This is a genomic window from Shewanella sp. ENK2, from assembly GCF_043568515.1.
Taxonomy (GTDB): Bacteria; Pseudomonadota; Gammaproteobacteria; order Enterobacterales; family Shewanellaceae; genus Shewanella; species Shewanella japonica.
In genome coordinates this window covers 2,094,500-2,118,578 of the sequence record NZ_CP171406.1, presented here as the reverse complement: position 1 = coordinate 2,118,578, position 24,079 = coordinate 2,094,500, and the positions used below count along the sequence as shown (strand labels likewise).

At 41.6% G+C, this 24,079-nt stretch carries 21 protein-coding genes and 1 pseudogene; 14 read left to right on the top strand and 8 right to left on the bottom strand.

What is annotated here, in order from left to right:
• The first annotated feature begins 1 nt into the window (after position 1).
• The gene (locus ACGEDC_RS09420; protein WP_065110194.1) at positions 2–565 is read left to right on the top strand and encodes a cytochrome c oxidase assembly protein; all 564 of its coding nucleotides are present in this window, start codon (positions 2–4) and stop codon (positions 563–565) included.
• Positions 562–1,437: a cytochrome c oxidase subunit 3 gene (locus ACGEDC_RS09415; protein WP_055025400.1), complete on the top strand. Its 876-nt coding sequence runs from the start codon at positions 562–564 to the stop codon at positions 1,435–1,437. Before ACGEDC_RS09420 ends, ACGEDC_RS09415 begins: the two co-directional genes overlap by 4 nt.
• A gap of 28 nt (positions 1,438–1,465) precedes the next feature.
• Here the strand turns inward: ACGEDC_RS09415 and ACGEDC_RS09410 are convergent, their stop codons facing one another.
• Positions 1,466–1,693 carry a DUF2909 family protein gene (locus tag ACGEDC_RS09410; protein WP_055025401.1) on the bottom strand — a complete coding sequence of 76 codons (228 nt, stop codon included), beginning with the start codon at positions 1,691–1,693 and terminating at the stop codon, positions 1,466–1,468.
• Here ACGEDC_RS09410 and ACGEDC_RS09405 point away from each other — a divergent pair.
• The 5 genes from ACGEDC_RS09405 to ACGEDC_RS09385 all read left to right on the top strand — a co-directional run bounded on the left by ACGEDC_RS09405 (position 1,692) and on the right by ACGEDC_RS09385 (position 5,660).
• Positions 1,692–2,459 (top strand): SURF1 family protein, encoded by a 768-nt coding sequence (locus tag ACGEDC_RS09405; protein WP_394497857.1) that lies wholly within the window; start codon positions 1,692–1,694, stop codon positions 2,457–2,459. The two genes, ACGEDC_RS09410 and ACGEDC_RS09405, sit on opposite strands and share 2 nt — an antisense overlap.
• A 21-nt stretch (positions 2,460–2,480) precedes the next feature.
• Complete coding sequence (locus ACGEDC_RS09400; protein ID WP_080914602.1) at positions 2,481–3,035, top strand: hypothetical protein; 555 nt, start codon at positions 2,481–2,483, stop codon at positions 3,033–3,035.
• The gene (locus ACGEDC_RS09395) at positions 3,035–4,015 is read left to right on the top strand and encodes a COX15/CtaA family protein (RefSeq protein WP_055025404.1); all 981 of its coding nucleotides are present in this window, start codon (positions 3,035–3,037) and stop codon (positions 4,013–4,015) included. The genes ACGEDC_RS09400 and ACGEDC_RS09395 overlap by 1 nt, the downstream gene beginning before the upstream one ends.
• A gap of 14 nt (positions 4,016–4,029) precedes the next feature.
• Positions 4,030–4,944, top strand: a complete 915-nt coding sequence (gene cyoE, locus ACGEDC_RS09390; RefSeq protein ID WP_394497854.1) for a heme o synthase — start codon at positions 4,030–4,032, stop codon at positions 4,942–4,944.
• Positions 4,945–5,039: 95 nt separating this feature from the next.
• Positions 5,040–5,660, top strand: coding sequence for an SCO family protein (locus tag ACGEDC_RS09385; protein WP_394497852.1), 621 nt, complete (start codon positions 5,040–5,042; stop codon positions 5,658–5,660).
• A 192-nt stretch (positions 5,661–5,852) separates the two neighbouring features.
• On the opposite strand, the gene ACGEDC_RS09380 is transcribed toward ACGEDC_RS09385, so the two are convergent.
• Positions 5,853–6,644: a hypothetical protein gene (locus tag ACGEDC_RS09380; RefSeq protein ID WP_394497850.1), complete on the bottom strand. Its 792-nt coding sequence runs from the start codon at positions 6,642–6,644 to the stop codon at positions 5,853–5,855.
• Between the two features lie 773 nt (positions 6,645–7,417).
• Here ACGEDC_RS09380 and ACGEDC_RS09375 point away from each other — a divergent pair.
• Positions 7,418–7,609, top strand: a complete 192-nt coding sequence (locus ACGEDC_RS09375; RefSeq protein ID WP_394497848.1) for a hypothetical protein — start codon at positions 7,418–7,420, stop codon at positions 7,607–7,609.
• Between the two features lie 189 nt (positions 7,610–7,798).
• Here the strand turns inward: ACGEDC_RS09375 and ACGEDC_RS09370 are convergent, their stop codons facing one another.
• Entirely contained in the window at positions 7,799–8,845 is a 1,047-nt protein-coding gene (locus tag ACGEDC_RS09370) for a polysaccharide deacetylase family protein (protein ID WP_394497846.1), read from the bottom strand.
• Positions 8,846–8,854: 9 nt separating this feature from the next.
• Here ACGEDC_RS09370 and dinF point away from each other — a divergent pair.
• The 4 genes and pseudogenes from dinF to ACGEDC_RS09350 all read left to right on the top strand — a co-directional run bounded on the left by dinF (position 8,855) and on the right by ACGEDC_RS09350 (position 14,221).
• Positions 8,855–10,203 (top strand): annotated as a pseudogene (gene dinF, locus ACGEDC_RS09365) (MATE family efflux transporter DinF).
• Positions 10,204–10,283: 80 nt separating this feature from the next.
• Complete coding sequence (locus ACGEDC_RS09360) at positions 10,284–10,790, top strand: hypothetical protein (protein ID WP_394497844.1); 507 nt, start codon at positions 10,284–10,286, stop codon at positions 10,788–10,790.
• Positions 10,712–12,217 carry an alpha/beta hydrolase family protein gene (locus tag ACGEDC_RS09355; RefSeq protein ID WP_394497842.1) on the top strand — a complete coding sequence of 502 codons (1,506 nt, stop codon included), beginning with the start codon at positions 10,712–10,714 and terminating at the stop codon, positions 12,215–12,217. The genes ACGEDC_RS09360 and ACGEDC_RS09355 overlap by 79 nt, the downstream gene beginning before the upstream one ends.
• A gap of 54 nt (positions 12,218–12,271) precedes the next feature.
• Positions 12,272–14,221 carry an alpha/beta hydrolase family protein gene (locus ACGEDC_RS09350; RefSeq protein WP_394497840.1) on the top strand — a complete coding sequence of 650 codons (1,950 nt, stop codon included), beginning with the start codon at positions 12,272–12,274 and terminating at the stop codon, positions 14,219–14,221.
• A gap of 125 nt (positions 14,222–14,346) precedes the next feature.
• Here ACGEDC_RS09350 and ACGEDC_RS09345 read toward each other — a convergent pair whose 3' ends face one another.
• Positions 14,347–16,485: a TonB-dependent siderophore receptor gene (locus tag ACGEDC_RS09345; protein ID WP_055025981.1), complete on the bottom strand. Its 2,139-nt coding sequence runs from the start codon at positions 16,483–16,485 to the stop codon at positions 14,347–14,349.
• A 577-nt stretch (positions 16,486–17,062) separates the two neighbouring features.
• On the opposite strand from ACGEDC_RS09345, the gene ACGEDC_RS09340 reads away from it, so the two are divergent.
• Positions 17,063–18,142 carry a PepSY-associated TM helix domain-containing protein gene (locus ACGEDC_RS09340; RefSeq protein ID WP_055025980.1) on the top strand — a complete coding sequence of 360 codons (1,080 nt, stop codon included), beginning with the start codon at positions 17,063–17,065 and terminating at the stop codon, positions 18,140–18,142.
• 102 nt (positions 18,143–18,244) lie between these two features.
• On the opposite strand, the gene ACGEDC_RS09335 is transcribed toward ACGEDC_RS09340, so the two are convergent.
• Both ACGEDC_RS09335 and nfuA read right to left on the bottom strand, forming a co-directional pair.
• On the bottom strand, positions 18,245–18,832 hold the full coding sequence (locus tag ACGEDC_RS09335; protein WP_394497837.1) for a type II secretion system protein: 588 nt from the start codon (positions 18,830–18,832) through the stop codon (positions 18,245–18,247).
• 206 nt (positions 18,833–19,038) lie between these two features.
• Positions 19,039–19,617 (bottom strand): Fe-S biogenesis protein NfuA, encoded by a 579-nt coding sequence (gene nfuA, locus ACGEDC_RS09330; RefSeq protein ID WP_055025978.1) that lies wholly within the window; start codon positions 19,615–19,617, stop codon positions 19,039–19,041.
• Between the two features lie 256 nt (positions 19,618–19,873).
• Here nfuA and ACGEDC_RS09325 point away from each other — a divergent pair, with 256 nt between their 5' ends.
• A complete protein-coding gene (locus ACGEDC_RS09325; protein WP_394497834.1) occupies positions 19,874–22,492 on the top strand; it encodes a M14 family metallopeptidase in 2,619 nt (872 codons plus the stop codon).
• Between the two features lie 193 nt (positions 22,493–22,685).
• On the opposite strand, the gene ACGEDC_RS09320 is transcribed toward ACGEDC_RS09325, so the two are convergent.
• Both ACGEDC_RS09320 and ACGEDC_RS09315 read right to left on the bottom strand, forming a co-directional pair.
• Complete coding sequence (locus ACGEDC_RS09320) at positions 22,686–23,147, bottom strand: hypothetical protein (RefSeq protein ID WP_394497832.1); 462 nt, start codon at positions 23,145–23,147, stop codon at positions 22,686–22,688.
• A gap of 161 nt (positions 23,148–23,308) precedes the next feature.
• Entirely contained in the window at positions 23,309–24,073 is a 765-nt protein-coding gene (locus ACGEDC_RS09315; RefSeq protein WP_394497830.1) for a ComF family protein, read from the bottom strand.
• Positions 24,074–24,079: the final 6 nt, after the last annotated feature.

Genomic DNA, 24,079 nt, shown 5'->3' with positions numbered 1-24,079 from the left:
TATGAGCCAGCCAACGAAATCAAACCGTAACTTACTTATAGGTCTGGTATTAGGATCAATAGGTATGTTCGGCTTTGGTTTTGCGCTGGTACCACTTTATGACGTGCTTTGCGAGACCTTAGGCATTAACGGAAAGCCTCAAGGTACAGCAAGTCGTTATGAAGCGGTGGTCGTTGATAAAGAACGCACCATTACTATTGAATTTATCGCCCAAGTGCAAGGCAGTATGCCATGGGAGTTTGGCCCCAAAGTGAACCGAATACAGGTTCATCCAGGTGAGCTAACTCGCACTGCATTTTTAGCAAAAAACCTTTCTGCTAAACCTCTTGTAGGCCAAGCGATACCCTCGGTATCGCCTGGCCAAGGCGCTGCATATTTCAATAAAACGGAATGCTTCTGTTTTAATCAACAGCCCCTAGCTGCAAAGGCTGATGCTGAACTGCCATTAATCTTTTATGTGGATCCTGACTTACCCGATTCCATTAAAACTTTGACTCTCTCTTATACCCTCTATGACATCACAGACAAACAAACTGCGGCCATAGAGCAAGGAGCAGCAAGATGACAACAAAACATGAAACTTATTACGTGCCAGCGCAAAGTGCCTGGCCCATCATTGGCGCTATTGGGTTATTCCTGATTGCTTTTGGCGCAGGTTCGTACGTACAACAACTCGCCACCGAAGAAACATCGGGCGGCTATATCCTCGTGGCTGGTATCGCAGTCATCATTTTTATGCTGTTTGGTTGGTTTAAAAACGTCATTGATGAATCAATGTCTGGCTTATATTCAGCGCAGATGGATCGTTCTTTTAGACAAGGAATGAGCTGGTTTATTTTCTCTGAAATTATGTTCTTCGGCGCCTTCTTTGGCGCACTATTTTACGCACGAATGGTCGCTATTCCGTGGTTAGGTGGTGCTTCAAACAATGCCATGACCCATGAAGTGCTTTGGCCGACTTTTGAGGCCATGTGGCCACTCACTAAAACACCTGATGGCACTACGACTGAAGCGATGCCTTGGACAGGGTTACCCCTATACAACACCCTGATATTACTCGCATCGTCAGTCACTTTACACTTTGCCCATGTGTCTCTTGAAAAGTCTAAGCGTGGGGCATTAAAAGTCTGGTTAGGACTAACCATCTTATTGGGTATTGGCTTCTTATTTTTACAAGTTGAAGAATATATTCATGCCTATCAAGAAATGGGACTGACACTTTCATCAGGGATCTACGGCAACACTTTCTTCTTACTGACGGGTTTTCACGGTATGCACGTCACATTGGGGACTGTGTTCTTGATTATTCTGTTCTTTAGGGTGCTCAAAGGCCACTTTACCCCTGAGAGTCATTTTGCCTTCCAGTCTGGTAGTTGGTACTGGCATTTTGTCGACGTAGTCTGGTTATGCTTATTTATTTTTGTCTACGTCATTTAAGAGTATGGCTCACCTCTACAGAGGCGAGCTAATACGGCCTAGGGTTAGGTGTTACCCAGCCTAATCCTAGGGCCAGCAACAATAACAACATCACCACAGCTGAAAAGATAACGCGTCGCCCCAAATATTGACTCATTGGCTGTTTGTTTTCAGCTTTAACCATAATAAACAAGGCTCTAGCTAAATTAAATAATATGAATACAAGCAGTAGTACTAATACAAGCTTGAAAATAACTAAGGTATCTAACGCTGCCATGGGCTCTCCTTTGCGAGTCTGGCGACTATCTACTGGGTTATTGCTGCTTGTTACTGTGAGTGTGTTTTCTATTTTGGTCAAGTTAGGTTTATGGCAACTCGATAGAGCGGAGTACAAACAAGCATGGCAAACCACGCTAGCTGAACGACAAGCCGCCAGCGCATTGGATTACCAAAGTTTACTTAATTTAGCTAACAATGACGCTATGACAGGTTACCGATTAACTGTCGATACCATCGCAGTCAGCGAACAAATTTTATTACTTGATAATCAAGTTCATAACGGTCAAGTGGGTTATCTCGCATATCAATTGGTCAAGGTGTCTGAGTCACAACCTTGGTTAATGGTTGAACTAGGGTTTGTTGGCGCCAATAAAGACAGACGTATTCTGCCAGCACTGACTCCCATGCCTAATCAGCCATATGAGTTAACAGGGCGGGTCTATCAAAAACAAACAAACCCATTAAGCGAAGCGCTATATGCCGAAACATTTTCAATGAATAACCATGAAGTGATTCGGTTTCAAAATTTAAACCTTGTGGCCTTAGCAGAGAAAGTAGGCCACGAACTGGCACCGGCAGTATTGCAGCCAGATGTGACTCCAACAATGACATTAGCAAAACCTTGGACACCCATTCCCTTATCAGCACAGAAACACCAAGGGTATGCATTGCAATGGTTCACCATGGCAGCGGTTTTTTTAGGGCTCATGCTATGGATTGGTTTTAAAACGTTGAAGAAATCAACACACCCTATAACAAAATAAGTCGTAACAAGAGGAGCAAGTATGAACTCCCCAGCAAAACCAAAGAGCAACAAGACGCTTTATTTACTGCTGTTGGTATTTATTCTACCCGTAGCTATGGCCAAACTCGTGCTCAGTATGGATCTTTATAATGGTGCAGCGACCAATAAAGGCCAACTGATTTCGCCTTCAATAAGCTATCAGAGCTTATCAATGGACAACCCTCAGCCTCAGTCGTGGCAGTTACTTTATTTACTGCCAAAACAATGCCTTGAGCAGTGCCAACAACGTTTATACGTTTTACATCAAAGTCATGTGGCATTGGGTAAACATCAAGATCGTGTCAGCCCTATTGTTTTGTTACAAGACGGCAGTGACACCCAAATTTTAGCCAGTTTAAATGTGCCTTTTGCCACCGCTCAAGCCAGCCCACAGCTAACTTCAATGATGGAAAAGCAACAGCTTATTATTGTTGATCCCCTCGGTAGCTTAGTCATGCAATATCCAGGTATTGCTGGTGAAGAAGAGAATATTGCGCAAGGTAAATCCATGATCAGCGACTTGCGCAAAATGCTCAAATTGTCGAGGGTCGGTTAATGAACATCAAAACCTTACTCAAATTCACTTTGGTGTTTACCTTTGCCGTGATCTTAATGGGCGCTTATACCCGTTTATCTGATGCCGGCTTAGGTTGCCCTGACTGGCCCGGCTGTTATGGCCACATTGGCGTACCAAGTGACTCCGCCGCATTAGCCAAAGTCGAAGAAAATTTCCCTAACCAAACTGTCGAGCCTAAAAAAGCATGGCTCGAAATGATTCACCGCTATATTGCAGGAGCCCTAGGACTTTTAGTATTAACCATTTTAATTGTGTGCTTGAAGCGTGCAGATGCACCTAAAAAACTGCCGATATTTATTTCAGCCTTAATACTATTTCAAGCCGCACTCGGGATGTGGACTGTTACCATGAAGCTAATGCCCATTATCGTAATGGGTCATTTAATTGGTGGATTCAGTTTATTTTCGTTACTGCTATTACTCTATCTTAGAACCAAACCTTTGCGGATCCCAGGTGGTGATGCCTACGCCAGAAAGCTTGCACCGCTTGCTATGGTCAGCATGCTAGTTCTGATATTACAAATCATACTGGGCGGCTGGACCTCATCAAACTACGCCGCATTAGCCTGCACAACCTTACCGATATGTGAAGGCAATTGGATGGATAACTTAGCGTTTGCCAAAGCATTTTCGCCATTTCAAGGCGATCACCCTAGCTTTGAATTTGGCGTATTAGAATACCCAGCCCGCATGACTATTCATGTAACCCATCGAATTTGGGGCATTATCACTGCCGCTTGTTTATGTTGGCTGGCCTTTAAATTACTAAAAGCACAGTCATCAGTGATGCGTAAAAGTGCTTGGTTGTTGTTCGCACTCGTCGTAATCCAAGTGGGATTAGGCATTAGCAATATTGTTATGCACCTGCCGCTTGGTATTGCGGTTTCACATAATGGCGGCGCAGCATTATTACTGCTAACCGTTATTTTCATTAACTATGCGCTGTGGCGTAAAGCTTAAGCAAGGATTCTATTATGGCTAAATCACTTTCACTGTCCGCAAGCGCAACGAAAACCAACACTAGCCCACTACAGTGGCGTGCTTATTTTGAAATGACCAAACCCAAGGTGGTCGCACTGATGCTGCTAACAGTGCTGGTCGGTATGTGTCTTGCGCTCCCCGGCGCTGTTCCACTTCAACCGCTTATTTTTGGCATGATTGGCATCGCCATGATGGCAGGTGCTGCAGCGGCCTATAACCACCTTATCGATCGCCGTATTGATGGCTTAATGGCGCGTACCTACAACCGCCCTTTACCTAAAGGCAAAGTATCAGCAATCAAAGCCATGACCTTCGCCACTTCAATCGGCTTAGGTGGGTTCATTGTTCTGTATGCGTTGGTTAACCCGCTAACCGCATGGCTAACATTCGCCAGTTTAATCGGTTACGCAGTGGTCTACACCGCATATTTAAAGCGTGCCACACCGCAAAATATCGTCATTGGCGGATTAGCTGGCGCCATGCCACCATTACTAGGCTGGACAGCGGTCACCAACGAGTTACATGGTAATGCCCTGCTTTTAGTGATCATCATCTTCACTTGGACACCACCACACTTCTGGGCGTTAGCGATTCATCGTAAAAAAGAATACGCCAAAGTCGACGTGCCGATGTTGCCCGTCACCCATGGTGTAGAGTTCACTAAAACTTGCATATTGCTCTACACCTTATTACTGGCCATCGCTTGTTTATTACCTGTGTTAGTGGGCATGTGTGGACCTGTTTATTTAGTCGGTTCAACTTTATTAAGTTGTGGGTTTATCTATAAAGCTTGGCAATTAAAGTTCCATGACAAAACTGGTCTGGCAATGGATGTATTCAAGTTCTCAATTTACCACTTAATGATTTTATTCTTAGTGCTATTAGTTGATCACTACTTGTGGGTTTAAGCTATGGGCTTAAGTTATGCGCATAGCAATAACCAATGCTGCAATGAATAAACGGGGAGTGACCGATTGAAAAAATCCTTTTATTAGCCGTCATCATGTTGGGCTTAGGCGTTGCGGTTGCAGCGCTATTCCCTCGCCAATCAGCAAATACCGCCTTGATGACTCAGGTGCCAGACTTAGCCCTTCAAAGTAGTTATCTTTTTGATAACCCAAGACCACTGGCACCGTTTACCCTGCATGATCAGTTGGGCAATGAGTTTGGCAATCAACAATTACTCGGTAAGTGGAGTTTACTGTTTGTCGGTTTTACCTCTTGCCCAGATGTGTGCCCAACAACGTTGAATAAACTCAATGCCGCTTATGCTGAACTGCAATCAGTATCAGAAGATATTCAGGTGGTGTTTGTATCAGTTGATCCAGACAGAGACACGCAAACAAAACGCTTAGATTACATCAATTTTTTTAATCGAGACTTTAAAGCTGTCACAGCTGACCACACTCAACTGTTCCCGTTCACCCGTGATTTAGGTTTCGCCTATGCCATGGTGGGTGACGGCGCTGATTATCAAGTCGACCACAGTGCTAGTTATGTTTTAGTTTCACCCCAAGGGGAAAAATACGCGGTGTTTAAACCCAAGCAACAACCAGGGAAAATTCCACAGATTTTGAACAAAGAACTGGTTGCTGATTTGAAATTGATTATTGAAAGTGCTTAAGTTTTTATATAAGTATTGGAAATATCAAAAAGCCTCAGTATGAAAATATTGAGGCTTTTTAGAAGGTTGATACTGAGAACTAAATTATATTTGGACACCTCTAAGTTTCAGTATTCGCTAAATTAATAGTTAATGAATTAATTAAGGTATGACAATAACTGCTATATGTAGCATAGAACGACTTTGTCGACATTAGTATCTACCAAAGTCATCATAGTAACTTTCAAATGGATTAATTTCCTCCTTCAGAAAATACTTAGTCATATTCAATGTAACTTCAGTACACAACTTATAAAGAAACTGGATAGGATGAACTAGCTCAAACTCATCATGCTTCAGGTTAGCAATGATACTGTTTCCCTCAACTCTCATATACTGCCTGTAGTGTATTACATATGAGTTTCTTCTTGGGTAAGGTGATTCTTTTCGATGCTGAAGTGAATGAACCAAAGTGTTTCTACAATGATAAAGCTGAATGATTTGGGTCAAATTTTCTCGATTAGGAGAACTAGTTTCGTCGTTCCAATTCTCAGGCCAAACAACATCAAGTTCATCCTTACTAGGTAAATCATTTAGATTAACTTGAGCTGCACCAAATTGACCTCCTTGAGCAACCATTCGATTATAAGCCTGCTCTGCGAAATCTTTCAGTTCAGTATATTGGGGGTGTTTATCACTTAATCTTTTCAGAGCAAGAGGGCAAATTTTGTCAAAGTGTTCCCAAGTCGAATAATCTTTGATTACGTTAATAAAAGCCTTCTTGTTTGACTTATTTGGATAGCTTGCACCAGCCAAGCTATCCAAATAAGCCATATATAGAAGCTTTTTCTGTAGCTCTTGGTCAGGACTTTCTATCAGCTTGATGTTCTCAAGTCTTTCTAAAATATAGCCATTAAATTCAGACACTAACAGTTGATTGATAGTTATATGTTCGATGATTCGAGCCTCTATTAAAGTAAGATGATATTGATAAATCTCTTTCACAATTAATCAAGTAACCAAAAACGGATGAAGTGACTGATAACCCCAGCTAACTAGACACTACACTGATTAGAAAAAGTAGGTCAAATAGTTATCCGTAAAGTATGACGGGTTAGTGCGCAAGCTTGGAATCAGGCAAAGATGAGCTAGCTCTTCAATTTGTCAAACGTATTCTTGATTATGATCGTCAACTCCTAAATTCATTTCCAAACTTCGTTTGAATTAGGATCAAGGTCGTGGCGCTTCGCCCACACCAGACCAAAAGGGAGTGAACGGCAACTCCCTCTTGGAACACCCACCCGCCCCTACGAAATTTTCTAAGAAGCGAAAGATTTCAATGGGGACTTTCATAGCGTTAAACTTTATCTGTAGCCCGCTTCGGCAAGCTACAACTTTGGTTTAATGAAGCTCTAACGCTTCCGATGGAACGCCCCTTCCCCTCGAAAGTTAGCCAGAATCTTAAGTACAGGATGTACTAAATGCCTTGAAGCACATGGATGTGCGAGAAAGGCCATGGCTAGACTCACGCGATTTTCTTGCTTGCCTCAATTCAAATTGAGTATTCAAAGAAAATTTAAAAAACCGACATTGCTCGAACGACTCATTTATCAACACTCTCTAAAACAACAAATGAACCTGCGGGCACAATGATCCCCATTGAAATTGCTGAAATGCGTTGAAGAAAATTGCGTAAGCCTGACAGGACGTCAGGCTAGCTTTAGTTGGCCATGGATGGCCTATCTAACGCGTTAGCTATTTTCGAATAAGCATGAAGCTTGCTCGCTTTTCAGAGTAATTTCGTAGGGGCGGCAAGGGATATCGAAAAGGGAAATGCTGTTGTTTCCCTTTCGTCACTCTTTGCAAAAGATGGGGCGAAGCGCCACGATCTTGATTTGGATTTGGATTTGGATTTGGATTTGGATTTGGATTTGGATTTGGATTTGGATTTGGATTTGGATTTCAAATGATGAATAAAACATAGCCGCAGCGGCAAAGGTTTTATAAAAATCAACGAAAAGGGAGTCAGTGTTGACTCCTTTTTGGTCGGGTGTGGGTGGAAACCCACGACCTTAATCCAAACGCAGTTTGGAAATAAATTAGATATGAACCTAGGTTAACCAATATCGAAAACCTAAGTTTTATCCTAAACCAAAAGACTACTCTTTTGGCCAGCTTCCATCATTATTCGGTCTCACCCACGCTTGTGAAAACCAATAGTAGCCATTTTGGGTTTTACTCGGCGCTGTGCAGTTATAGCGGCTGCGCCCTGCTGGTAAGCTAGCTGGCGCTTGAATGCTAAATTCTGTTTCAGAAATCCACGTTGGCTTTTTAGCCCCTTGCCCTTGAACAAAGCACATGACTTGATGTGGGTAAATATCACTAGTATCCAGCTCAACAGTCAGCTCTGGACGCCAATTACCAGCAGTTAATAAAGGGTCACTGATATTTTGTTTGATAACGGGCATGTTCAAACTAGTAAATTTAACTTTCAAACTATCCAAGTCTGCATAGGGGCCTGCCACAGGAAAACGAGGCAATGCGGTTAATGCAGAGTATTTACCTGCGGCACCAGATTGCTGGCCTAATCCTATAAAATCATGCTGCTTGAGGATGTTTTCAACATCAGCATTGTATTCACCATATGGATAAGCCAGCATTCTCACACTTTGGCCTGTGTGCTTTTTAATTTCAGCTTCGGTGTCTAATAAATTTTTCTCAATACGAGTTAACCACTGCTGCTTAGTTTCGCCTTCAAGCTTACGATTCAAATGCTCATGCGCCCAACTGTGATTGGCAATCGTCGCACCATCTTTAGCAAGTTGATTAATGTCATCCCAGCTCATCATCCCTGCATACCCTTTTTCAATCGGTTCAACCGAAACAAACAAAGTGTAAGAAAAGTTATGCTTTTTCAGCACAGGAGCAGCCGCTTTTGCAATGCTGTCATAGCCATCGTCAAAAGTAATGACAATGCTTTTATCCGCGATTGGCTTATTTTGTTTTATGGCATCAACCGCTTCTTGTAAGCTAATGATGGTAAACTCGTTATCAGCAAGATACTGCATCTGCTCTTCAAATTGAGTAGGCGTCACACTGGTAATTGCTGGCGTTGTTTCTGATACGTGGTGGTATTGCAAAATGACCACGGCATGCGCATTAACAGAAAAAAGCCAAATTAATCCCAACAGACTTTGTTTTAACATAAGATTCCTATGTCCTTAAAAGTATTACTATTTAACAGCCAAAAAAACCGTCAGCTATTTGCATTAGCTTTGCCGATGATTTTATCCAATATCACTATCCCACTATTAGGTTTAGTCGATACCGCTGTTATTGGTCATTTAAGTGAAGCCTATTACTTAGGCGGTGTGGCACTAGGCAGTACAATAATTACCTTAATTGTCTGGCTGTTGGGCTTTTTACGTATGTCGACCACTGGTCTTGTTGCCCAAGCTTATGGTGCTAATGATAACGTAACTCAGCAAAAATTGCTGGTTCAAGGTTGCAGCCTGGCATTGATGTTTGGTTTTACGGCGATTTTATTACAGCAACCGATAATCGATTTTGCTCTGTCATTAAGTCAAGCCAGTGAACAGGTGCAACACTTTTGTCGCGAGTACGTTAACATCCGTATTTGGTCGATTCCCTTTGCATTAGTAAATTTAGTGTTATTGGGCTGGTTACTTGGCAGGCAAGCACCCAAAGCGGCAATGTGGCAGTTAATCATTGCCAACATAGTGAATATTATCCTTGATGTATTGTTCGTCATTGGTTTTGAATGGAACGTCAAAGGGGCGGCTCTTGCTTCTGTGATTGCCGATATTTGTGCGTTTTTAGTTGCGGCGACTATCGTCAAACGAGCGCTATACCAACAACACGATTTTCACTTCCGTCAGCTTTTAGTTCATTTAAGCCTAAAAGGTTATTCACGCTTATTAAAACTCAACCGTGATATTTTTATTCGCAGCCTATGCTTACAAGCCAGTTTTACCTTTATGACATTTTATGGTGCTGGGTTAGGTGATGACATCATAGCTGCGAATGCGGTTTTACTTAACTTGTTGCTGCTTATCTCTTACGCTTTGGATGGTATTGCTTATTATGCCGAAGCCGAAGTCGGGCGCGCTATAGGTCAACAAGATTTAGCGCTATTGCATGACTCAGTGACATTAGCGGGCTATTGGTCGTTACTATTTTCATTGGGCTTTTGTGTATTATTTTATCTGGGGGTGATGCGATTATCACTATGCTTACCAGCATTGAGGTCGTGCAACAACAAGCTGAGGTATACCTAATTTGGTTAGTGTTTATGCCGCTTTTGGCATTTGGCTCTTATCTGTTTGATGGTGTTTATATTGGCGCAGCTCAAGGCAAAGTTATGCGTAATAGTATGGTCATCGCCACATTTGCGGTATTTTTTCCCTGTTGGTATGCATTTCAAGATTATGGCAATCATGGCTTATGGGCAGCGATGAGTGCGTTTATGCTGTGTCGGAGCCTGTCGTTAGGGTTACATTATCGTTACAGTAAAACCTTCAAGCAAATATATGACTTTCAGTAGTTTAAGCATCGATGGACTATCAATCTCCACCTTTTTACTGATAACATTAAATTAACACATATTTCTGTACGGATAGTTCAATGAAACGGATTTTAACCTCGCTTACGGCCTTTGTGATGCTGTTTGCCAATATCGCTGTAGCGAAAAATCAGCTACTGCCACTAGAAGCTTTTGCCAGCATTCCTGATGTCAGTCATGTCACCATGTCACCTAATGGCAAACTTATCGCTTCGTTAGTCAGGCTAAATACTGATAAACAACAAGGCGCTATCATCAATATCTTAGATATTGATACCCGTGAGTCCATTTTTCCTGTCCAAACAGATAATGAAAAATTTGTCATATTGTCAATGAGTTGGGCCAGTGATGACTTGCTTCTTGTTGAAGCAAAATTTCCCGCCGTTCGTTACGGTACTCCCACCACTGAAACTCGCATTATTACCTACTCTGTCAGTAAGAAAAAATCTCGAATTTACTCAGCCGTTTTGGTCTTAAAAAGTTTAAGTGGATGCCGCAAATTCAATCCAACATTATTGATTACTTGCCTAATGATGAAAAACATATATTGCTTGGTATCAATGGCTTAGGTAACAAACCTCAATATGAATCCGTCATTCAGGTGAATTTAAATAATGGCAATGTTCGCTTCAAACAACCTGCTGAAAGTAATATTACCGATTGGGTAACAGACCGACAAAATAGAATTCGAATTGGTATTTATCGTAAAGACACCCAATATCGAATTTATGAGCAAGCTGATGCCCATAAAGACCGCAGGCTCCTTTGGGAGTTCGAAGCATTTGAAGAAGACCAAGTATGGCCAATGGGCTTTGCAGAAGATAAAGACATACTTTATGTACAAGCCTACCATGAAGGCTATGAGGCTATTTTTAAAGTTAACTTACAAGATCCTAAGCTCACTAAAGAATTAGTTTTCAGCAAAGAGTTTAGTGACGTCAATGGTTCGCTAATTTATTCAAAATTAAAAAAGAAAGTGATCGGCATTGATGATGGCGATGAGTCTGAATACACGTTTTGGGACAAAGAATACATTGGCCTTGCTAACGGATTGAACAAAGCTCTGCCAGATTACCGCAACTATATCACTCAATTTAGTGAAAATGAGCGCCGTTATATCGTTTATTCAACCAACGCGAAAGAGGCAGGGATCTACTTTTTTGGCGACCGAGATGCTGGCCAACTCTTACCTATTGCTTATCGCTACAAGCAATTGTCACCTGATGTGTTAGCCGATACCGAAACTCTGACGTATCAAGCCCGTGATGGTTTAGACATCCAAGCGTTTCTAACCACCCCCAAAGGCCAAGAAGCTAAAAACTTACCGACCATTATTTTTCCCCATGGTGGCCCAATTAGTTATGACTCAAACAGTTTTGATTATTGGACCCAGTTCTTCGCCAACCGAGGTTATGCGGTGTTAAGAATGAATTTCAGGGGCTCTGCGGGTTATGGTTATGACTTCATGAAAGCGGGCCTTAAAAACTGGGGGCTCGATATGCAAAATGATGTTGAAGATGGCACGCGATGGTTAATTGAACGTGGCACTGCTGACCCCAATAAAATCTGCATTGTGGGCGCAAGTTATGGTGGTTATGCCGCACTAATGGGTGTTGCTACCACTCAAGATCTTTATCAATGTGCTGTCAGTGTTGCCGGTGTCACTGACATCGAATATTTAGTGAAGTCGTCAAGACGTTACACCAACTTTGAAATCGTCAAAAAACAAATCGGCGATGATTATGATGCCCTGTATGAGCGTTCCCCTCTGAGTAAAGCCAAAGATATTAATGTGCCAGTATTACTTATCCATGGCGATAAAGATCGGGTGGTACGGGTACAACACAGTGAAGATATGTTTGATGAACTCGAAGACCTTAACAAGCCAGTTGAATATATCGAACTTGAAAATGGTGATCATTATTTAAGTAATAACAAGCACCGCATTAACACCTTTATGGCAATCGAAGCCTTCCTACAAAAAAACTTACTTTAACCAACTTAACCCCACCCTCACATTGAGGGTGGGCAATACCAAAGAGAGCTTTAAATGAAACGGATTTTTATGTTGATACTGTTGTTATGTATCACCAATACGCCTTTTTCAGCCCCTGCGCAAACATCAAAAGTCACCCAATTACCTGTTGAGGCTTTTGCCAGTATTCCTGATGTAAGTCATGTACGACTGTCCCCCAACGGTAAGCATATTGCTTCACTTCTTTTAGACGATACTGCAGAAGTACCACATAAAATTGTGGCCTTATTTAATACTGAAACAGGTCAATTTCATATCCCAATGAAAAACGATCACGAAAAGTTCATGATCACTAATCTAACTTGGGCGAGTGATGAAATACTGCTGATAACCGCACTCATGCCATCTAAGCGTTTTGGTAAAAATGCCAATGAGAGCCTACTCATTAAATACAATTTAACCACGGGTGAAGCTGGCAGTGTGTTAACTAAAAAAGCGTTAAAACGATTCGACTCTATCCCACAATATCAAGGCGACGTTATTGATTTATTGCCTAAAAATCCTGAACATATTCTTTTATCTGTATCGGGTTTCAGTAAACGAGTCAGCGAACCAACAGTCATCAAAGTCAATTTATATAACGGCAGCTTTACCACTGAACAATATTATCGAGAACACGTTATTGATTGGATGACGGATCAACAGCATCGGGTACGCATTGCCACTTATCAAGATCGGGATACCACCGAGTACCGAATTTATGAGCAAAGCGAAGCCAATGGCGACTTACGACTGTTGTGGAAAAGTGAAGCTTATTCTGAAGAAACCGTTATTCCACTGGGGTTTGATGTCAATCCCAACACGCTTTATGTAAAAGCTTACCATGAAGGCTTTTATGCTGTTTTCAAAGTGGATTTAACCGATCCTAAATTGACAAAAGAATTGGTATATAAACAAGATAATACTGATGTGCATGCCACTCTGATCCATTCTAAAGTGACGCGTCAAGCAATTGGTATAGCTACTGGTGACGACAATGAATATCATTTTTGGGATAAAAACTATAAAAAGCTAGTTAATCGTTTAAAAGCTGCACTGCCAGATACCCAAAATTACCTGACTCAATTTAGCAACAATGAACGCCGCTATATGGTGTATGCCACCAGCCCCACTCAACCCGGATTGTTTTTGTATGGCGATCGTGATGCCAACCGACTGGAAGTGATTGCAGCTAAATATTCTCAATTAACACCCGCGCTATTAGTTGAGCCACAACAAATCAGCTATGAAGCGAAAGATGGTTTAGAAATTCCAGCTTATCTCACCTTGCCGAAGGGCATTGAAGCCAAAAAACTGCCTACGATCATTTTTCCACATGGTGGTCCTCATAGTTATGTCTCTGACAGTTTTGATTATTGGACTCAGTTTTTTGCCAACCGAGGCTACGCAGTATTGCAAATGAACTTCAGGGGGTCTACAGGCTTGGGCTATGAATTCAAGAAGGCGGGTATGCAAGGTTGGGGTAAGGCCATGCAGGGCGATGTTGATCAAGGCACACGCTATTTAATCAACCAAGGTATCGCAGACCCTGACAAAATTTGTATTGTTGGTGGCAGTTACGGCGGTTATGCAGCCATGATGGGCGCAGCCATGAACCCAGGGCTTTATCAGTGTGTCATCAGTTTTGCTGGTGTCGCTGATGTAGAGGATTTAGTAAAACTATCGCGTTTTTATACGACCCATGAATTAACTAAGAAAACCCTTGGTGATGATTATGATGAACTTTATGAAAACTCACCTATTCGCCATGCTGACAAAATTAATGTGCCTATTTTATTGATCCACGGCGACAACGATAAAGTGGTTCAAGTCAGTCAAAGCCGAGATATGTATCGCAAGTTAGACGCATTAGATAAACCGGTTGAATATGTCGAAATTGAAAATGGCAATCACTACCTAAGCAATAATCAACATCGTTTAATGACTTTCAAAGCGATTGAGAAATTCCTTGCTACCAACCTATAAAGTGAACTTAGCCCTCATTCTTGCTTTGCAGTATTTATCTAAATAAAAAAAGCCCTAACATCATCGCTGACGTTAGGGCTTTTCACTAAAACACGGTTTACCTTAAAGGCCGTTTTACACTTATCTTAGAACTTTGCTTCAAACGCTAAGCTAAAGTTTCTACCTTCACCCACAGTGACGTCAGTGTTAGTACCACCGCCTAAGTAGTCAGTATCAAATAGGTTTTTAACGTTAAAACGAACACTCATATCAGTGTTTTGCACGGCAAATGTATATGCTGCACCAAAATCAAAACGAACATAGTCATCTTTAACAATGGTGTTTTGTGTATTAGCAAAACGCTCACCCACATAAATTGCACCAATGTTAAACGCTAAATCTTCAGTGACTTCGTAACGTGTCCAGATATTAGCTGACCATTCAGGTGCATCAACAGGTGTTTTACCATCAAGCTGTGCAGTATCTTCTGCGCTAGTAATGTATTCAGCATCTAAGTACATCATTGAGCTCGTTATGAACACATTGTCGCTAACTTGACCTTGTGCACCCATTTCGAAACCACGGTGTTGCTGCTTACCACTTTGAGTTGTGATGTATTCTTTATCGCCAATTGGTTGTTCAAGTTGCTCTTGCACAGTCACGTTTGTCACAGTGGTATCGAACACCGCACCCGTTAGCAATAAGCCACCATCAAACAGTTCCCACTTAGTACCGATTTCATATTGCTCACCGTACTCAGGCTCTAAGTTCATGCCTTCATTGACATCGTTATCACTACTCACGATTGATTGAGGGTTGAAGCTCTTTGAGTAGTTAACATAAATACTGCCATTCTCAGATGGTGAGTAAATCACACCAAACTTAGGTGATACGGCATAACTGTTCTCACCTTCACCATCTTTCTTTTGTTCATCATAACGAACGCCAGCAAGCACTTGCCACTCATCGTTGATGGTCATTAAATCTTGAACATAGAAACCATAATGCTTGTAGCTAGATTCTGACTTGGTCGGGTCATTGTTGTAATCAAGATCAGGTCTTGGAACATCTTGACCAGGCATGACAATTTGCGCATCGCCACTGTCTCTTAGCTGACCGTAGTAATAATCAAGAATGTTAGCACCGACTAATAATTGGTGCTCCATACCAAAGGCATTCACGATACCTGTGAAATCCATATAAGCTGTTTTGTGTTGCCAATCATCGTAACGGTCAAAGGCTTTAATTTGGTAACCTTCGGTCACAGGATCCATACCCGACACCATAGAAGGAGACGAATCTAAACGTTGGCGAGTAAAGGTTTGGTGGTTATAACCTGTGGTCATTTTCCAGTCGTCAGAAATATACCAAGTTAAGTCAGCACCTAAGTTTTCTACGTTGTTGTCAGTAAATGCCCAAGACATATCCCAGATATCTTCACGGTCGCCAACTAAGTCACCATTGTCGTCTAACCAACCACCTCTATCGATACCTGTTTTGTCATCGGTGTAGTCATATTTAACCGACAGCATCACGTCATCGTGTAAGTCAAATTCAAGGTTGATGTAACCTAAAAAGCGGTCACGTTCTTGTTCTTGCTCACCGTTACCGTCTTGGTATTCACGCCAGTATTTCGTATCTTGCTTCACTAACACAGTGCGGTAGCGAATAGATTCTGCATCGTTTAACGCGCCGCCTGCATCTAACTGAAAACGAGTAGAACCGTGAGCATCGGTATCAAATGCGACATCAAATAGCGTGTCATAAGTTGGCTTTTTAGTGACCATGTTAATCAAGCCACCAGGACCTGACTGACCGTACAACATACTTGATGGACCTTTCAACACTTCAACTTGTTGTAGCGTTTCAATTGGCTGTACGTAGTGAGACCATTGTTGCTGACCATTAATTAAAAAGCCGCTACCTGAATCTAATTCAAAACCACGAATATTGAATACTTGGCGGTTCCACTTTTCACTACCACCGGTCACACTTGAATCGTTAACAAGTACTTCTGATAAGTTTCTTGCTAACTGCTCGTCGGTAACAAAATCAGGGATCACATTCACAGACTGCGGCGTGTCCATTAAGTCGATATCGCCACGCATTGCGCCAGAAGAAGAACCCACTTTGTAGTTGTTGAAGTTCATCCCAGTGACTTGAATGCGCTCAATTTCAGCGGTAAACCCCTGACTTGACTCAGTGTTATTCGCAGCTTCTTCTGCTGCAACTGATGCTGACGCTAAGCTTGCTAGAACAGCGAACGCAATTGGTGAAATTCTCATACAAAATAGCCCTTAATTTGGCAGTTATCGTTAATGAGATGGATTATCATTTGCGTTCTTTGTTTTGTGAAGTTTTATTTATGAATGGAGTTAAGAACTGTGAACAACCGCACTAATGAGAACAAATCCCATTACGGTTGTTGAATAAATATTGCGTATTAACTGTTTTTAATGTTAACAGAATAAAAAATTTTACTTTTCATCACAAAACCACCGAAACCCAAAACAAACCCAACAATCGATTAAAATCAACAATTAACATAACTATAACAAAGTGTATAAGCTCATATCTCTTATATGAAAAGGGTTTAATTGAAATAAGCACCTTCTACACACGTGAATAAATAGAGAATAGTTATGCACTTGTTAATATACCCAATATTTAACATTCATTAAAAACTGTGACCTGTTTGGCAATCTTTCTGATTAAGTTGCGTCTTTACATTTCTTTAATTGTGTAAAGAAATGAGATTAATTATCATTCACGAAATTTTTGCTTTGACGGTCATTTATTGGCAGTGAAGCAGGCTTATCAATCTTTGACTGGCCATTAATAACGTACTTTGAGAACTTCACTATGAATGTAGTCCCTGCTTTAAAATGGTTTCATAACTGGGTTGGTTTCGTTATCAGTGTTTCTATGCTGATTGTGTTAACGACAGGTGTTTATCTTGGCGGCATGGATATGCTTAAAAGAATGGACGACAAAGGGCAGCAATATGTGCCGTTAACGTCTGAGCAAAAAGCACACGTTACCGAAACACTTTTTGAGCGTTACCCTGAAATGAGCACGGTTCGCTTTCCAACTGAATACTCTCCGTATGTCGAAATCGCTGCAAGAGGCCACTCCATTGCTTTTGATAACGATTTAAATGAACTCTCAACCTATAAAATGAGAGATATTCCACTCTATAGCACCATGTTCTGGCTACACCGCAACTTCTTATTAGGTGATTTTGGTAAATACCTTAATGCATGGGCATCGATGATCGGTGGTGTTATTACCTTAGTGGGTATTTATCTTTGGTGGCGTGTTCGCAAAACATTCAGGTTAAAGCATTCAATCCCAAGCAATACTAAGTCAAGTAGCTTAGTAAAAAGCCACATTCAACTAGGACTTTTCATCTCAGTTCCTTTGTTTTTACTGTGTATTACTGGCTTTTTAATTACTTACAAAGGGTTGTGGACAGGCGCACTTAAAACAACGCCAGATAGCAGTATTCAATACCCAATCAGCCAAGCAAAAGATTGGCAAAGCCAAATTCAAACGGCACAAAGTGTATGGCCAGATTCTGAGTTAGTATCAATCAGCAAGCCACGTCAGCCTAGACCGGATCCAAAAGCGAAGGCAGAGGCACCTAAAAAGCCTGTTGACGCAATTTATAGCTATCGATTTAATACCCATAATGACGTTTGGTTACGTCAAGCTGATAGTATCAACATGAACTATGATAAAGGCACAATTAAGTCAGCACTGCTTCACAGCGATAGACCACTTTCAGGCCAAATCGCTACGTTTGTTAGACCTTTGCATGACGCAATGAATATGCCGTTTAAGTATGTGGCATTTATCACTGTCATCGCATTGATTGGCACAGTAATCTTAATATTCAGCGCGGTGACTTTTTACCGCCGAATCTTTAAAAAGAAACGCTAGTTACCGCTAAAATGACAACAAAAAACGGCTTACTGGAAACAGTAAGCCGTTTTGTTTTATTAAACGTTGAAATTACACCAAACTCTCTCTCTGGAGTACGGGTTAATCTTCAATGAAAGGAGTGACAGTCCCTGCTACCGAATCATAAACAATCTTGATTTCTGCGCGATTTCGTCCTCTGGTATCTCCCAGTGTTCTTAATACATAAGTACATTGCGTCGCACCAGTACCGCCATCTGCACTATGGCGATAGGATTCAAAATCAACATCATCAGATGTATTTCTAATGGCAACGCTAGGTGGGTCTTCTATCAATGCATTCCACAAATCCACACACCCAGCCTGACCTTGGCCAATATTAACTGGGTTCCCCATTGGATTACCTTTGCCTGTGCCTAATGGATAGCCAGAGGCATTCATATCTAAATCGTTATCAGCAAAATCAGGCAAATCATTCATTGGTTCGCTTCCACCAATAATTTGCCAGCGAGTATGCGCAAAGGTAACTGACTGCTCAAACGAAGCCGCCACTGCTTTTACGCGGCTGATTTCAGCATCACGTTTCACATCAGTGAACTGACTCGCTGCGATAACAGCTAAAATGGCCAACACAATAATCGCAATAACCAGTTCGATTATGGTGAAGCCCTTGGCAGAAGAAACATTACGAGTATTTACAAAAAACGCCACTTGTTTCTCCTTAATAATACTTTCAGGTATAGCGCAAGTTTAATACTCATCAGCCATTACATCAAACAAAAGCATTACAAGTGTAACAAGGTAAAGAATAAGGAAAGATAAATAACTGGCTATATTCAATGGCATTCAGCTTGAAAAAGCCATAAAAAAACGCGACTTATATTGCCGCGTTTTTAGTATCAATATTGCGTTAACGATTATTGATAAGAGTGAGCACCATGTTGGTGATCAGTCACGTCTTTAACGCCTGTTAGTTCACCTGGGAACATGTCTAATAGCTGCTTTTCAATACCATCTTTTAAAGTAATATCGACTTGAGAACAACCATTACAGCCACCACCAAATTGAAGAACAGCGGTTCCTTCTTCAGTGATTTCAACTAGCATGATGTTACCACCATGGCTGGCTAACTGTGGATTGATTTCTGATTGAATCACATACTCAATACGCTCTTTTAGCGGTGCATCTGCAGCCACTTTACGCATTTTAGCGTTAGGGGCTTTTAGCGTGAGTTGCGAACCCAGCTGATCGGTCACGAAATCAATGCTAGCTTCTTCTAAAAATGGTGCACTCTTTTCATCAACCATGGCACTGAATCCATTAAAAGGAAGCTCAGTATCATCTGCTTCTACAGCATCTGGCGGACAATAAGATACACCGCACTCAGCTTGAGCGGTGCCTGGACTGATGACAAACACACGGATATGAGTGCCTTCAGGTTGATCGGCCAGTAATTTTACAAAATGCGCCTGAGCCGTATCAGTAATGTTGATCATATAACTGCTCCGTTGAAAAACTTAAAAAATGCTACTTAGCTCAATCAGTACCCGTACAACATGGTGCACCATCTAAATAGTACTTGAGTGATTTACTAAGATTTAGCGCTATGATACTCCTACTTGCTCCTGCTTTATAGCCCTCATCTCGCAAGTGTGACAAAAAATATCCTATTTAAGGGGGTTTTTAATGGAGATTTAAGCTTAATCACTTTATGGTAATTGCATTGTTTTATTTTATGATGTTGTTTCTCCTATGATTAGTTTACCAAGCCACCTTGTTCGTCTACTCATTGCTGTGATGGCAAGCTTGCCACTTTTTGTTTCTTTAAGCGCATCTTCACAGACGAGCGCGGCAGACACACGAATTAATCAACGATTACTCAGCGAAGACATCAACGCTGATATTACCTTGCCAGCTGAATACTTAGGTTATCCGCTGGGCGAATGGCATTTAAGACACGATCAAATTAATCAGTACTTGCAGATTCTGGCCACTGAGAGCGAGCGTGTGTCGTTGGACTCAGCAGCTTATAGCCAAGAAAGACGACATCAGCTCACTGCGGTGATTACCTCTGAAACCAACCAAAAAAATCTTTCTGATATTTTAGCTTATCGCAGTAAAGTCAAATTCGGCACCATGCAAAATAGCCGCAGTAATACTCAACCTCTCGTCGTTTGGCTTGCCTATTCAATTCATGGCGACGAAGCCAGTGGTGCCCATGCGGCAATAGCATTAAGCCATTACCTTGCTTCTGCCAATGCGCCTTGGGTTAAAGACTTACTTGAAGATACCGTGATTCTAATTACCCCAACACAAAACCCTGATGGCTTTGATCGCTTTTCAAACTGGGCCAATAATAACAAGGGCCAAGTGGTCGTCACCGATAACAATCATCGAGAACATAATCAAGATTGGCCAGGTGGCCGCTTTAACCATTACTTAGCAGATTTAAACCGTGATTGGTTGTTTCTACGTCATCCAGCGTCTCAAGGCCGAGTTGCCTTCTTTCACAAGTGGCAACCGCATTATGTCGGTGACTTCCACGAAATGTGGCATCAACAGTCTTACTTTTTTCAGCCCGGAGTGCCTGATAGGGTTAACCCGCTTACCAGTAAAGCCAACCAGCAATTATCAAATGAACTGGCAGCATTTCATCGCCAAGCATTAGATCAGGTGAAGCAGGTGTATTTTAGTGAACAAATGTTTGATGATTTTTTCTATGGCAAAGGCTCAACCTATCCTGATATTAATGGCGCAGTGGGCATTTTATTTGAACAAGCCAGCTCCCGTGGACAAGCCCAAGCATCGCCAAATGGTGTAGTGACGCTAGCAAATAGCATTGATAACCAGTTCGCTACTTCAATTTCGAGCTTGCAAGGCGCGCATAACTTGCGCGAGAAACTGATGAAGTATCAAACAGACTTTTTCTCAAGCAATGCTAAGCGCACACGAGATGGCAAGCAAACGGGGAGATTGATTAAAGCTCATGGCGGAGCAGCTCATATATCACAGCTAACAGATATCCTAAATCAGCATAAAATCAGCTTTAAATACCTTGCTAAACCAATAGAAGATGACGACATTATCTTCTCGGAGCAAGACAGTATCTTTATTCCCAAAAGTCAGCCACAGCACGACTTAGTTGAAGCCTTATTTGATAAGCGGACCGAGTTTAAGGATGAAACCTTTTACGATATTTCCACATGGAACTTTGAGTCGGCACTGGGGTTAACATTGATTGAAGGTGCTAAGCCGAGTATTAAATTCCTTGCAGATAAACCGGTAGCGAAAGCACTAACACTAAGTGCTAACACCACAAAAACCGTGTTCCCTGATGAGGCGGTTGCACTTATTGTAGATTGGCAACAAGCAGCTGCAGCCCCTTTTTTACAGCAATTATTGCATCAAGGTGTATTAGTAAAATATGCCCTCAAGCCATTTAGTCTCAGTGCAGCTAACAGTAAAAACTTGCCCGTTGAATTTGTCGCGGGAAGCTTACAAATTCCATTAAAGCAACCTGTATCAGAAGAGCAAGTCCGACAAATTGTCAGTGAGCTTGCCGCTCAATATCAAGTCAATATTGTGGCTGCCAGTTCATCGCATACTGCTGCAGGTATGGATTTAGGTAGCGATGACTTTATTAAAGTTCAGCCCGTCACACCATTATTGGTCACCGGCTCCGATACCAATGCTTCAGAAACAGGCCAGCTTTGGTACTACCTTGATAAGACCTTAGGCATCCCTGTCACTATGGTGAACAGTGAACGACTGACTTCAATCGATTTGTCCGCTTATAGCCATATATTTATGGCTGATGGACCTTATCATGTCATTAGTGATGCAACATCGAGACAGTTAGGAAAATACGTTTCGGATGGGGGGACTATTGTGGCGCAAAAACGTGCCTTAGTTTGGCTTAAAAAGCGCAATATTTTAAAGTCAGAGCCTAAATCTAAGCGTGAGCTCAATAATCTATTTAGTACTTCAGGACTTAAGTTTGGCGACAAGTCAAAGTTAGATGCTCGTCAGTCAATTGGTGGCGCTATTGTGTCGTTAACGTTAGACCAAACTCACCCCATCACCTTTGGCTTACCAAACCCATTACATGTGATGAAAAATCGCGAAATCAGCTTTGGCCCAACGTCCACACCATTTATTGTGGCGGCAGAATACGATAATGAACTACTGGTCAGTGGCTTTCTAGCAAAAGAATATCAACGCTCTTTTGCCAACACGCCGGCTATGATTGTCGAAAAGAAAGGTAAAGGTGAAGTGGTTGCCTTAACGGATAATTTATTGTTCAGAAACATCTGGCTAGGCACAGAGAAAGTGTATGCCAATGCCCTGTATTTTGTGCCATCAGCGATGTAATTTTATCCGAACCTTCAGGGCATAATCTACAAATAAAAAAGAGCGCAAGTCGCTCTTTTTTAATATCAAAATATAAGCTAATTCAGTTTATGCTGTAAGTCAGGATCTTTATGCGCAAACTCAACTTGGGCTATTTTTTCTTCTGCTTGCTCTTTGGTGATCACATTTTGCTCTGCTAACCATCTAAATTTATTTATTTCGCTTTCAGGGTCATTATCAACATTAACATCACCATACCACTGCAGTAGTTGTGCTTTTTTCGTTTTGAAATTTCATCAATGATGTGATCATGCTGCCCATTTTGAATCACAAATATATTGCTGGTTTCAGTTTTAAATACCGAATACCTGACCTTAGTCACTGCAAACCAAATTAAGCAAATAACGCCTAGAAAAAGCCATAAACCAGTACCTGTAACAGGATTATCACTGAATACCGCACGGCCAATATTCAATGCTCCCAATAAAAACCAAAGAATACCTACATTTCTTAGCCAATCATTTTGCTCAATGAGTAAAGATGATTTATCAGGAAAAGTCCCATATTCGACATCCACATCTTCTGCGCCCGATTTATTTTTAAAAGCAAAATTTAGGCTATGTTCATTGAATGTAAATGTGTGCTGATTTGATAATTTTTTCTGTTTAATTTCCATTTTTATCAGTAACTTCCATGTTTCGACGATATGTTTCGTATAAAAGGCTTATAGTGAATAAGGCTGTAAGATACTTTTATTATCAGTATTTGACAACTCCGCCATTGAAGCGACATACATTTCTTATTATCAACTTAAATCAGCAACTTAAGCTATCTACATTACAGCAGGCCTGGCGCTTCAGCTCGTGCTAAACACCATGCTTGAACATGAACATAATCTGCCGCAAATAGCTTGTCAATTTCATTGACTGTCGTCCCTGTCGTTACCACATCATCAATTAATGCCACACGCTGATAAGGTATGGCTTTCGTTGTATTAAAAGCATCGGCGCAATTGCGTCGCCTAGCTTGCCCATCTAGCCCAGCCTGAGCTTGGGTATCGATGCTTCGCACTAACAAACTGTCGTCCATGGGGATCCCCAATTGACGGCTTAATTCATCTGCAATTAGCCACGCCTGATTAAAGCCACGTTGCTGTAAACGGTTCTTGTGCAATGGCACAGGCACGATCACTTGCGGCAATGTAATCACTCCTCTGGCAACCAGATCCATAACCCGAACCGCCAGCACATTCACTAACGCAGTAAGAGGCGCACATTGCTGTTGGTATTTTATTCCTGAAACTAACTCGCCAAGACTTTGATGATAACTACAAGGTGCAATGACCATCATAGGTTTGTGTCGCAAACAGTGACCACAATAGGCTTGAAGTTGCTCCATACGCTTACCACAACCTAAACACACTTCGTGCTGATATAGCCCAGCAACTAAACAGTGGTGACAAATGCCCGTTTGAGGTTTCCCTGAATCAAACTGACGTATGTCTTGGCGGCATAATAGACATCGATTTGGTAAATGACGTCGAAGCCAATGGGCAAACGACGTTAAACGATGACTATAGGCTTGTGGGAGTTGCCAATCCATATAATA